This is a genomic window from Leyella stercorea (assembly GCF_021531655.1).
This window is the reverse complement of record NZ_JADYUF010000006.1, coordinates 1-12700: the sequence shown is the minus strand read 5'-3', so window position 1 is coordinate 12700 and position 12700 is coordinate 1. Positions and strand designations below refer to the sequence as shown.

The window sequence follows — 12700 nt, the reverse complement described above, 5'->3', positions numbered from 1 at the left end:
TCAGATGTAATGATTAATAACCAAGGCGTTTTAAGGCTTGCTTGCAATTAATGTCCTTGTCTGCACCTTTCTTGTACCAGTAAACGGCTTGATCAATGCTCTTTTCTACGCCTTCACCTTCTTCGTAGCAGCGTCCTAAATTCCACATAGCAACACCATTACCTAAGTCGGCAGCTTTGCGAAACCATTTCACAGCTTCCTGCTTATTCATTGCTACACCTTTACCATCCTTGTATAATTCACCAAGCGCCTCCATTGCATCAGGATTGTTTTGTTGAGCTGATTTACGAAACCATTTCATTCCCTCAACGGGATCATCCAGGCTCTTATCTGGAAGTTTATGATTTATACGATAATAAATAAGATCACCAGAATAACAATAATGAGCACCAATAAGATATGCTTGAAATCCATCCGTTTCATCCTCAGCCAATGCCTTACGTATGGACAAACCCTTGTCTATATCAAATGCTGTTCCTATTCCATTTAGGTAACAACGCGCCAAAGCCGACATTGCATTTCTGTCTCCTAAATCAGCACCTATCTTGTAATACTTATAAGCAGACGCTGCATCCTTTACTGTTATACCATTGCCTTCTTCATAATAGTACCCCAAAGTAAAAGCAGCTGGTCCATAACCACTAACAATAGCCTTATTGTACCATTCCCAAGCTTTCTTGACATCAGCCTTACAACCCATGCCTTTTTCATAATAATAGGCGAGATTATCTTGTGCACGAGGATTACCAGCAACAGCAGCCTTCTTGCATAACTTAAATGCCTTGTCATAGTCTTTAGCTTTTTCTGCCTCAACAGACTGTTCAAATATATTTTCCGCTGGCGTATAGATACTATTACGATGTGAAACATTTGGAGTCGAACTGGGCTCCGTTTTTACTTCTGTATCAGGTTCTGTCTTGACTTCCGGCTTAGGTTCTGTCTTTGCCTCTACTTTAGTTTCAGTTGTAGATTCTATCTTTTGTACGCCATTCCCCATCATCATCTGCATGGCATCAACGAGGTTAAGCTCGTAGGTGGAGTTGCCTTCGAGATGCTTGTATCCGTAGTCGGCGAAGTTAATAGTGAGGGGATAATGATACTGGAAGGACAGTTCGATAGAGGGAGTTGCTGATGTTATGTATATCAGCTTTACCGGTCCTTCGGTCACAATATCACCTATGTTGCCGCTACTACACTTCGTAATATCATCAAGCACCATCACCTTCAACAATGCACACGGCTTGCCGTTAAGGTCATGGCGCTGGTTCTTGACATTACGGGCACTTAAGTCGTTAGGTCGAAGCTTCAACGACTCAACGGCAAGACGCTGGGCTGATGCTGCCAACGACATAAAGAGGAATAAAAATATCAACTTGATTCTATTCATAAAACTCATAAAATATAATAATAGATTACTGACCGACACTCATTGCAAGCCTTAATCCGAGATAGTTCATACGTCCGTGCGGATATTCATATCCACGCGTCCAAACATAGCAATCGCCCTTCACGCTATCCCAACTGCCTCCACGCTTGCAACGCCATGTGCCTTCGGTAGGACCTTTAGGATTGGTTTGCGCGCGCAAGCCATACGGCTCCCACCAGTCGGCACACCACTCATAAGCATTGCCCGACATATCGTACAGACCAAGTTCATTGGGTTGTTTACCACCAACGGGATGCGAATAGGCATTGCCCGATACTGCACTCTTTATTGCAGCCGACTTGCTCCAGTACCACGCAACATCATCTATCTTGGCACTTCCTGCATAGTCGTAGCCCTTACTCTTGTTGCCACCACGTGCAGCGTATTCCCATTCCGCCTCAGTAGGCAAACGGAATGTCATGCCTGTAAGGGCGTTCAGTTTGGAGATGAACTCCTGACAATCGTCCCAACTAACATTATCAACCGGATAAGAGGTGACATCAACAAAGTTGTGAGCCGACGGATTACGCCCCATTACAGCTTGCCACTCCTCCTGCGTAACCTCATATTTGCAAATATAGAAATCGGAGAGAGTGACGCTGTGCTGGTTCTTCACGTCATCAGTTGCCTTGCGGTTGTCGCTGCCCATAATGAATGTTCCACCGTCTACACGCACCATATTACGAACGATATTAGCCAACACTGGGTCGCTTATGCCGTCAGCAGACAATTCACGTCTACCTGTATTTGAAGCAGCCTTAGTTGATGCGGATTCGTCTGCAATAGTAAGCACATAAGTGGTGCCGCCCGACAGCGTGCGCTCTCCATAATCGGCAAAGACGACCCTAAGCGGATAGTGGTTTTTGAACTTCATGACAATATGCGGAGCCGCTGGCGTGACATAAACCAGCTTCTCCATACATTCATTTACCGCATCGCCAATGCTTCCCTCACAACTTACAATATCATCCGTTACACGTACCTTCAACAACGCACATTGCCTGCCGTTCAAGTCTTGACGTGGTTGGCGGCGAGCTGTAAGGTCGGTGGGCAAAGACTCAAACGACTTTATGCGCAGTTCTTGGGCTGAGGCATTAATCAATCCTAATATTGCAAAAAGCGCAATCACCAATATCTTCATAGTCTACAATCTTAAATATCTGTATGTTCCAAGATTGTCATAAGTGAAAATCGCATTGTCATCCCTTCTTTCTATCCTTATCCATTTCACATACGACGGTGCTTTACCTTTCGGTGTAATGTAAATCACATTTCCCGACACTCTGGCGTTATACTTAGTGTCGCCGTCCAGCCTGCCGTTCCATTCCAAGACACCGTTATGCAAGAGCATGTATTCCCCTGAACCGAAAAACGTATTCAGTTCCTTGCCGTCTTTATATCCTCCATATTTGAATAGCGACAACTTATTATTCTCATAATCAGACCAGTTGGTTCCAGTTGCATCCCTTCTCAAACTGCGACCATTACCTCTGTCTACATTTTGTGTTGTAGTCGCTGTTGAAGTTTGTTGTGCAGTATTGGCATTCTGACTATTGCCATTGCCCATCATCATCTGCTGAGCATCAACGAGGTTAAGCTCGTAGGTGGAGTTGCCTTCGAGATGCTTATATCCATAATCGGCAAAGTTGATAGTGAGAGGATAATGATATTTGAAGGACAGTTCGATAGAGGGAGTTGCTGATGTTATGAATATCAATTTCACCGGTCCTTCGGTCACAATATCACCAATATTGCCACTACTGCACTTCGTAATGTCGTCGAGCACCATCACCTTGAGCAATGCACACGGCTTGCCGTTAAGGTCATGGCGCTGGTTCTTGACATTACGGGCACTCAAATCGTTAGGTCGAAGCTTCAACGACTCAACGGCAAGACGCTGGGCTGATGCTGCCAACGACATAAAGAGGAACAGTATTGTTAGCTTTAGCTTGTTCATATTCTTATTATTATTGAGTTTCAGATGTAATGATTAATAACCAAGACGTTTTAAGGCTTCACGGCACTTGTCGGAATACTCATCATTACCTATGCCCCTTTTATACATAAATATAGCAGCGGTAACATTCTTTTCCACACCATAACCATTCTCGTAACATTGTCCCAGATTATATATTGCTTCATAACTACCCAAGTCGGCAGCCTTACTATACCATTTAACAGCTTCTTCCTTGTTCATCTTCACTCCTTGGCCATACATATAGCAATCGCCAATACCTACCATTCCGTTCGGATTATTCTGGGCTACAGCCTTTTGATACCATTTTAAAGCCTCGACATAGTCAGATTTTACACCTTGGCCTTTATAATACATAAAGCCTACATTATTCTGTGCAGCAGAATGTCCACTGTTTGCAGCCTTGGTAAACCATTGGAGAGCCTTAGAGAAATCCTGCTCCACACCAAGTCCTACATAATAAGATAGTCCGACACTAAATTGCGCTTCTGTTTGGCCTTGTTCAGCAGCCCTACTAAACCATTTAAATGCAATGTCATAATCTGCCGTTACACCTTGGCCTTGCGAATACATAAAGCCAAGGTTATATTGTGCATCAGCAGAACCACTATCTGCAGCCTTGTTTAACCATTTTAATGCTTCCTGATAATCTTGTGCCAGTCCTTTTCCTTCATGGTACATAACACCTACAGAATACTGAGCATCTAAATTTCCTTGTTTCGCAGCTTTAAGAAACCATTCAGAAGCCTTGCCTAAATCCTTAGCAACGCCTTCTCCATTATAATACATGAACCCAACTTTGTATTGAGAATAAATGTCATTCAGTTCAGCCGCAGACATATAATGTTTGAAGGCATCGCCATATTGTTTTTTTTCATATAGCACATCAGCCTGGTTTCGTTCATCTTCTTTTTTCTTATTGTTATCTGCCACCCTCTTTTCCCAATATTTTAACAAAAAAGGATTAGAAGCATCATCTTTCTTATCGTTCTGGTTACCTGAGGTCTGTGTTGTTGTGGTTGTCGTGGAAGCAGATTGTGTATTAACAGTCTGATGCTGTGAAGGTTGACGTACACCTACTGGCTGCGCTGCATTTCCATTCTCCATCATCATCTGCAGGGCATCAACAAGGCGCAACTCGTAGGTTGCGCAGCCCTCGAGCTTAGTCACGCCATAATCAGCAAAGGTTATGGTGAGCGGATAATGATACTTGAAATTGAGCGTTACGCTTCTTACAACACTCGGCAAATACACGAGTTTCATAACGCCACTTGTCGCAATGTCTCCGATGTTAGACTTATTGCAATCGGTAATGTCGTCCATTACCATTATCTTAAGCATTGCGCAAGGCTTGCCGTTCAAGTCAAGACGTTGCTGCTTGCGTGCTGTAAGATCCATAGGTAGGGGTGTGAACGACTTGACGCGCAATTCCTGCGCGCCAGCCGTCAATATGCTTGATAAGAATACTATTATAAATAAAAGGTGTCTCATATCAGGTTTTCGTTATCTCACAAATGTCTCTACTTTCTCGCCATCGTGATACAATGCACCACTCTGAAGCACACCGTTCTCACAAAAACCTACTACATAGTCGCCCGACTGAGCTGTAGTAGAACATCCGGAAATAGAATGACTGCTGCGAAAACGCATTGTACCATTGCCATGAGGTTTGCCTGCACGCAAGCCACCGGTCCATGTAGCGTAACCAAGATTTACAGTACCGTTGGTTGGCATAGAAGCCGTTGAAGCATCAGCAGAAGATGTTGATGGTTTCTTAGCAGACTCCTTCTTCGGTTGCTTGTCTGCTGTTGTAGGCTCAACAGTTGGCTTTGCACCTGCCTTCTGCTCATCAGTCTTCACGTTATCGGCATTGGCATCAGCCGACACCTTATTATATATATGTGCAGTATCAGCAAGAGTAGAGTCGTTTTGCGCTACAGTAGGATTTGAAGGAGACGACTGCTGACCGCCATTTCCCAATTCACCTACAGCCATCACTACAAGAACGATGACAACAACCACTGCCACGGCTATGCCGGCAAGACGAATCGTCTTGCTATGGTCGGTACTTTCGTCGTCAATTGTAGGGTCGGTAACACGACCTCCGTTCATTCCCTGCATTCCAGCAGCATTGCCAGCATTGGCAGAACCGCTCAACTGAGCAAGGAAAGCATTGATTGACGGAGTACGCTGTTGTGCATTCTGCGCCATTCCCGACACAATAGTGTCTATAGTGCGCTCGGTTACGTTAGAGGGCATTGCGAGATATACCGAACGTTTGCTTATCTGCGAAGCATCGTCGGGGTCCTTGCCCGTAAGCATAAAAAACAATGTGGCACTAAGCGAGTAGACATCGTACGACGGAACGAATGTCCTGTCGGCACCATGCTGCTTGAGTTCAAGAGCCGAATAACCTTCGGTATATCCGCCAACCACATGATTTGTCTTAGCCTTGCCATTGTTGTAGAACATGGCCTGACCGAAATCTATCAGCACGGGCACCATCTTGCCGTCACGTCCTGTACACATCATTATGTTGTTGGGCTTTACATCGAGATGAAGTATCTGCTGATTGTGCAGATAGGCAAGCGCTCCTGCCACAAGGCGTATTATGCGGAGAGCTTCCTGCTCGGCAAGCATACCGCCACGCTCCATCACATACTGGTCGAGCGAAGTGTTGCCAAGATGCTTCATGACATAATAAACCGTGTTGTTCTGCTCGAACACTTCATTGACCGGCACTATACCCTCGTGCTTCAATCCGTGCAATATATTAGCCTCAGTATAGAAATCAGCCTTGGCAGCATTGAAACGTGAAGCATTGGAAGCGTCGGCTACAGTAACGCTACCGTCTGCAGCACGCGTACAGTACTTGGCAAAGTAGAATTCCTTGATGGTATATGTTGCCTCCTGGGCGATGTTCTCGTCCATGACAATGCCTTTGACAAGATAGGTATTACCGAAACCGCCACTATGGAGTGTACTCTCTATTGTATATTTACGTTTACCGTTAAGAACGGTGCCAACAGGCAGAAAATTGCTCATATTAACTCTGTATGTTTTTCTGTTTTGTTACTATTCTGATTGTATTAAGCCGAACTATACTATAATTCAATGCTCAACACTATAATTCTATGCTCAACTTGGTTCTTCCAAGAACAAACTTTGTTCCCGGTTCTACAACAAACGACTCGCCTACTGCATGACGCTTGCCATTGACAAGGACGGGATTGGTAGATTTGAGCACCTCAAACCAATAGCGATAGCTTCCACCACTTGCCTCAACCGTAATAGATACTGAACGGCGACTTACCGTCATATCGTCCTCAATCATTATGTCTGATGGCGACATAGCATCGGCACGACCTATTACATTGACTCCTATCTTAAGGTCGTATTCCTTGTGCTCCTTCATGAATATCATCTTGGTGCGAGTGACAACAACCTTTGCTATACGTCCGCCAGCCTTTCCTTCTGCCGTCCAGTTCTCTATACTATCAGTCGGTTTAATGCTTCGCTTCTGCTGCTGGGCTTGAGCCTGCTGGACTTGAACTTGCTGCTGTGGTTGAGCTTGGGCTTGCTGAACTTTAGGCTGAGATTGTTGCTTAGGCTGAGCTTGAGGCTGTTGAGATAGAGATTGCGTTTGAGGTTGCGGTTGATGTGGCTGAGATTGCTGTGGCTGCGGGTTCGGCTGTTGCGGTTTAGTAGCTGCAGAATTAGCCTGAAGCAACATAGCCTCAGTCACTTGCACTCTAAACTGCTTGCCACAACCTGCTGCCGGACACGTGAATGACAACACTCCCGGCTTGAGAGGCATATAGAATTTAACGGAATTGCCACAATACGGACATGCAGCATTTACAATAGGTCGCTTTGGTTTTTGCTCGGTAGAATCCATTTTTTCTGATTTAAATATATATTATTAACCAGTTTTGACGCTATTCTGTCATTACCACTTCATAAGTACAGTGTCGTGCAAAGTCTTAGGAGCAACGAGCTGCGGATGCTGCTTCTTGTCTGAATGCAGCAACACATCCTTATAGATATATCTGAACAGCTCCATAACCGTGACATTGCGGTCGGCATTGACATCACTCTTGCCACGCAAGCCCTTTATCAAGGCACGTGTAAAGAAGCCGGCACCTACAAGTCCCGACTCAGCCGAAGTCTCCGACTCGCGCGATGAAAGGAAAAGTATGTAACGAGGGTTTGACTTCACCATGTTTCTCCAGTTCATCTCAACAGGCAATGCCTTTGTACCAACTGCAGACGAAGCTGCCGATCCTGAGAAACAAGCATCAATATACACTACAATATCCTTAGTAAGACACTTGTTGAGTTCCTTGAAAAGTTCGGCATACGACAGCATCTTCATATTGCCAGTAGTGTATGTGCAGAGAATATTGGGAGCGCCGTGTCCGCTATACGAGAACACTACACGGTCGGAAGCAGTAGCCACCTTAGCCACCTTGCGTATCTGGGCTATGATATTGTCGCGCGTTGCATACTTCGACGTAAACAATGTAACCGAAGCGTTCTTCTCCTTATAAAGAGCCGCAATACTCTTGGCATCCTTAGACGATTGGGCGAGGTCGTGGTCGTTGCCCTCATAGTTTGACACTCCGGTTATGATAGCATATGTTTTCTGCGCATTGGCCGACAAGGCAAGCGCTACACAAAACAGTAAAGATAAAAGCTTTTTCATAATTATGTTGTTTTTGTTTGTTTTTATGAATGTGCCTTGCATACGGCACACATCTGCATTTGAAATTCTTTTTCTGTCAATATCTTCCCGCAATGCGGACATACAAGAAACTTACCGTAATAATCAGAGAAGCGTTGCTTGCTCTTGTCATTGCCCTGGAATATATTGATGACTGCAGTAAGAATGGTAGTAAACACAGCCGTCACCGAAACGCCATACACCTTGATTTCGGATGGAAGGAAAAGCGTAAGTATAAGTCCGATACATGCAGCAAGCATAGACGGCACATACTTAATGTATCCCCTGCGCTTTAAGCGCAAATCCATAGCAGCCTTATCCGACAGAGCTTTCTGATGTATCTCCAGCACATGACGAAACTCAGCACGATAATCGTTAGGGTCATCCTCTATGACATGGTGGGCGATAAACGAGAAACCCATCTGAGTCTGGTCAGCAAGCACAATGCGTGTAAACTCGCCTATCACCATACGTCGTATCTGACGCAGTTCGCCTTCATCGTCAATGATGAACGTGCCGTTTGTAGAGTTCAAGTCTTCGAGTGTCCACACACCATTGTCATCAATGGTGATGCGCGCATGTTGTCTGCTGACTCTCGTCTTTGTCAACGGTATAAGGAATTTCTGTGTTCCCTCCTTACCTATTATAAATTCTTTCATATAGATTTTGTTAAGTTTTCTGTTTTGTATCTTTCTTTACAACCGCACCGGCAATCATTCCCTTGTATGTCTTCAACAGTTGCTTGGGCACTTGCAAACTAATTGTAGCACCCATTCCGTCGGAAAGCGTAAGCCGCTGTGTCAAAAGGTTAATTCCATATAGAAACATCTGATTGACTATCAGACTTCTGCCCAATCGTACAAATGGGCAAACACCACCCTGACGCCATGAGTCGGAGAGCATAGCCTCTACTTTTGAGATACCAAGCGAGAGCGTAGTCTGAAGTCCTCCAATGTACTTTATCTTGGTACAATTGCCGTCTGCCATAATGTAGGCAATGTTGTCTACAAACAGCATGACAAGCTCGTCACGATTATTGATGCAAATCTTTCGCATACATTGTATATTGTTAACTGTACAAAAGTATAAAAAAAATAATAAATGCACAAATTTAGAACTTTTATATATGGCAATAAATATATTTTGATTTTAAATACGTAATTTTGCGTTACTATAATTAACAGATTAAGCATAACATATATGAACATACTTGAACTATCACAGACACGCTTCTCGGCACGCAAGTATACTGACGAGCCGGTAAGCGATGACGACCTTAACTATATCATGGAGTGTGTACGTATGGCTCCTTCGGCAGTCAACCGCCAGCCGTGGAAGTTTGTAATTGTACGCAACCAGGAGGCAAGAGAAAGTCTTTGGCGTGCATACGACCGCGAATGGTTTCGCACCGCCCCACTCTACATTGTATGTATGAAGAACAATGACGAATGCTGGACACGACGCTATGACGACAAGAAACATGGAGACGTTGATGTAGCTATAGCTACTGAGCACCTGTGTCTCGCTGCTGCTGAACGCGGACTGGGTACTTGCTGGGTGTGCAACTACGACACCAACGTTATGAGCGAGCTGTTGCCATCGATCGATTTCGAAGCAGTGGCTATCATACCCATTGGACATATAGCCGACGACTGCCCACGTGCTGAGAAGAAGCGCAAGGCTATGGAAGAGATAGTAGAAGAAATATAAACAAAAAAGAAAGACTGATGAAAAGAATATTAACAGCAGCACTCATGCTAATGGCGGTGCTTACCATCAATGCCCAAACAGCATTGAAGAAGGTGTACGACGAAAACATCGACCCGATGGAACAGATTGACAAAGCTCTTGTCAAGGCCCAAGCCGAAGGCAAGTATGTAGTATGCCAGGTAGGTGGCAACTGGTGTCCATGGTGTCTGCGATTTGCCGACTTTGCCGAGAAAGACCTGGCTGTCAACAAGGTGATTAACGATAACTTCGTTTACCTGCACGTCAACTACAATCCGCGCAAGGCAGGTGGCGAAGAGGCTGCAAAGAGAGACGCCCGTCTGATGCAGCGTCTTTACAATCCGGCACGTTTCGGATTCCCCGTATTCGTTGTGCTTGATGCCAATGGCAAGGTGCTGCACACACAAGACTCAAGTTTTCTTGAAGAAGAAAAGAGCTACAGCGAAAAGAAGGTGCTACGATTCTTCAACAACTGGACTCCTGCTGCTGTAGAAAACAAGAAATAAGATGTTGAGAACAAGATATAAACAGTAGAGAACAACTAATAAAAGGATAATAACAACAAACACACTAAAGAGTATGAAAAGAAAACTAATTTACGTTGCAGCAATGGCTGCAGCTATCATGGTTTCTTGCAATGGCAAGAAGACCGCACAGAACGAAGCAAACAACGATTCAACAAGCATAGCTGACACAACCGTTGCCGATGAGAATGTTGACTTGGCTACTGTTTCCGGCACTTACGAAGGCACACTGCCCGCTGCCGACTGCCCGGGCATTAAGACCGTACTCACTATCAATGCCGACAGCACATACGAGCTGAAGCAGGACTACATCGACCGTAAAGACGGACACGACGAAGCAAGCGGCGTGCTGCAAGTACTTGACGGAAAAGTCCTGATGCTTGTACGTCCGTCAAGCGGCGAACATACCTTCTATAAGGTTAAGGACAGCAAGAGCGTCGTTATGACCGACTCGCTTGGCAATGAGGCAGAAGGCGAAATGGCTAAGTTGTATGTGCTGACTAAGAAGTAAAAGAAACCTTTCTGAACTCTAAAAAACAACGGGAACAACAGACAATCAAATGTCTGCTGTTCCCGTATTTCGTATACAGTCATTTATTTTTTCTTCTTAGCCTTGGCATCAAATGTGTATGTAAATCTCAGGTTTGCATAGTGGTGAATATAATTTACCGAAGATTCGCTGCGCTGATATGCCGAGTAGTCGCTCTCGTACCAGATGTCCTTGTTGAAGATGTCATCAACATATAACGACAGCCTACATTTGTTCTTGCAGAAACCATAGCTGACGCTTGCTTGCGACATAAGTTTGTGTCCGTTCATTGCTGAAGTGGCATAGCCCGAACGATAATCGTCAGACAATCGTATATACAGTTCGAACGGCGAGAGATGGAGCGTAGCTTCTATTCCAGCGCTGTTATATAGCGGACTGGTGTTGTACGAAGCGTCTTCGTAGCGATAGCGGTTCCACTGCAAACGATTGAACAGCGTCAGCTGAACCTTCTCTGCCTCATACGAAAACTCCATGTTCTCGTCTATACCAAGGCGCTTCTGCAGGTTGAGGTCGGGAATGGCATTAGGGTCGACATTGTCAACAATCGTGAGGAATCCGTACGACTTCGACGTGAGCAACGCAAACTTGTTCATCAGTCGGAAGTATACGCCCAAACCCTGGTCGTAGTTGAATCCGAACTTCCACATGTCGCCACCCTTCACGTTCATCGGCTTCGACTCATACACACCCGTAGATGAGTTGTAGCGATAGAGTGTGGCAACGGGGTTGATGTTCTTGATGTACGATGCACTCAGTCCCATCACTATCTGCTTGCGCAGCCACATGCGATGATAGTTGTACGTAGTGGTGTGGCTGTGCGAATTGCGCAACAAAGGGTTGCCCGTAGATATAGCGAGCGGGTCGATGGTATTGCGGTAGCCGAGAGTACTGACGAGGTCGGGCACTGTGGTGGTGTATGCAAACGAGAAGTCCATATTGCGCATACGGCTCATCTTCCACTTCAGGAATATCGACGGCTCGTAGGTTTGACTTGTACGCACGGCTGTAGTGTCGAGCGGTCCGTAGCGGTAGTCGGTATTCTCACGATAGACATTCCAGCTGAACTTAGGCATAATCATCAGGGCCTTCACCGGTGTGATGGTCGACTTCAGCGTCAACTGGTTGGTCCACTTGTGCATAAGATTGCTCAGAGCATTTGTAGGATCAAGCGTTGTAGGTGTGCCGTCTACTACGTTCTGCTCGTTGTTGTCGGTGAAGAAATCGCGTGTAGTGCGTGTGCGTGAATAGGTCACGTTGTCGAGAATGTTGACATACACCTTCTTGCCAAACCAATAGTCGAACGAAGCACCAAGACGTGTGCTAAGATCATTGTTGCTGCGGTCGTAATACTGCCATACTGTCTCGCTTTGCTTTTCGCGAAGATACTCCAGATTGCGGTTGATGTATGTGTCCTCATTGGCTCCATTGATGTAGGTGTAGCCTTGCAGAGAGAACGAGCCTTTCTTGCCGAGGAAGTGCTTCCACGTATAATCGATGTTGATGCCACGTGTCTGCTGTTCGGAAGACTGATAGTTGCGGTTGCGTGTGATGAGTCGTTCGTAGAGTGCGTCGCCGGGCTTGGCGGCAAGAGCAGCACTGAGCGAATGATATTCAAACTGGTTTGGCTCATAGCCATACGAGGCACCCTTGTTCTCATCAGTGTTTCGGATTTTCCCATATTCAGCCTTCACGTTCACACTGATAACCTGAGTTCGGGATAAGAAAGTCTTTGTAAAAGTTGGTAATCTCAATAATTTTTAGTACCTTTATGATT

The 12700-nt window shown here is 45.2% G+C and carries 13 protein-coding genes; 3 read left to right on the top strand and 10 right to left on the bottom strand.

The window, feature by feature from the left end:
- Positions 1-13: 13 nt before the first annotated feature.
- From I6E49_RS02720 to I6E49_RS02680, 9 genes are all read right to left on the bottom strand, one after another.
- A complete protein-coding gene (locus tag I6E49_RS02720; protein WP_235400305.1) occupies positions 14-1387 on the bottom strand; it encodes a tetratricopeptide repeat protein in 1374 nt (457 codons plus the stop codon).
- Between the two features lie 25 nt (positions 1388-1412).
- Positions 1413-2567: a formylglycine-generating enzyme family protein gene (locus I6E49_RS02715; protein ID WP_235400304.1), complete on the bottom strand. Its 1155-nt coding sequence runs from the start codon at positions 2565-2567 to the stop codon at positions 1413-1415.
- Between the two features lie 3 nt (positions 2568-2570).
- A complete protein-coding gene (locus I6E49_RS02710; protein ID WP_235400303.1) occupies positions 2571-3383 on the bottom strand; it encodes a hypothetical protein in 813 nt (270 codons plus the stop codon).
- A gap of 33 nt (positions 3384-3416) precedes the next feature.
- Positions 3417-4799 carry an SEL1-like repeat protein gene (locus I6E49_RS02705; protein WP_235400302.1) on the bottom strand — a complete coding sequence of 461 codons (1383 nt, stop codon included), beginning with the start codon at positions 4797-4799 and terminating at the stop codon, positions 3417-3419.
- A gap of 105 nt (positions 4800-4904) precedes the next feature.
- Entirely contained in the window at positions 4905-6446 is a 1542-nt protein-coding gene (locus I6E49_RS02700; RefSeq protein ID WP_235400301.1) for a serine/threonine-protein kinase, read from the bottom strand.
- Between the two features lie 79 nt (positions 6447-6525).
- Complete coding sequence (locus I6E49_RS02695) at positions 6526-7299, bottom strand: FHA domain-containing protein (protein ID WP_235400300.1); 774 nt, start codon at positions 7297-7299, stop codon at positions 6526-6528.
- Between the two features lie 51 nt (positions 7300-7350).
- Positions 7351-8106, bottom strand: coding sequence for a caspase family protein (locus I6E49_RS02690; protein ID WP_235400299.1), 756 nt, complete (start codon positions 8104-8106; stop codon positions 7351-7353).
- 23 nt (positions 8107-8129) lie between these two features.
- A complete protein-coding gene (locus I6E49_RS02685) occupies positions 8130-8783 on the bottom strand; it encodes an FHA domain-containing protein (RefSeq protein ID WP_235400298.1) in 654 nt (217 codons plus the stop codon).
- 10 nt (positions 8784-8793) lie between these two features.
- Positions 8794-9180, bottom strand: coding sequence for a hypothetical protein (locus I6E49_RS02680; protein ID WP_235400297.1), 387 nt, complete (start codon positions 9178-9180; stop codon positions 8794-8796).
- 144 nt (positions 9181-9324) lie between these two features.
- Between I6E49_RS02680 and I6E49_RS02675 the strand changes: the two genes are divergently transcribed.
- The 3 genes from I6E49_RS02675 (at position 9325) to I6E49_RS02665 (ending at position 10887) form a co-directional block, all read left to right on the top strand.
- Positions 9325-9834, top strand: a complete 510-nt coding sequence (locus tag I6E49_RS02675; protein WP_235400296.1) for a nitroreductase family protein — start codon at positions 9325-9327, stop codon at positions 9832-9834.
- A gap of 17 nt (positions 9835-9851) precedes the next feature.
- A complete protein-coding gene (locus I6E49_RS02670) occupies positions 9852-10358 on the top strand; it encodes a thioredoxin family protein (protein ID WP_235400295.1) in 507 nt (168 codons plus the stop codon).
- 73 nt (positions 10359-10431) lie between these two features.
- A complete protein-coding gene (locus I6E49_RS02665; RefSeq protein WP_235400294.1) occupies positions 10432-10887 on the top strand; it encodes a copper resistance protein NlpE in 456 nt (151 codons plus the stop codon).
- An 83-nt stretch (positions 10888-10970) separates the two neighbouring features.
- Here I6E49_RS02665 and I6E49_RS14560 read toward each other — a convergent pair whose 3' ends face one another.
- Complete coding sequence (locus tag I6E49_RS14560; RefSeq protein WP_235400293.1) at positions 10971-12623, bottom strand: outer membrane beta-barrel protein; 1653 nt, start codon at positions 12621-12623, stop codon at positions 10971-10973.
- Positions 12624-12700: the final 77 nt, after the last annotated feature.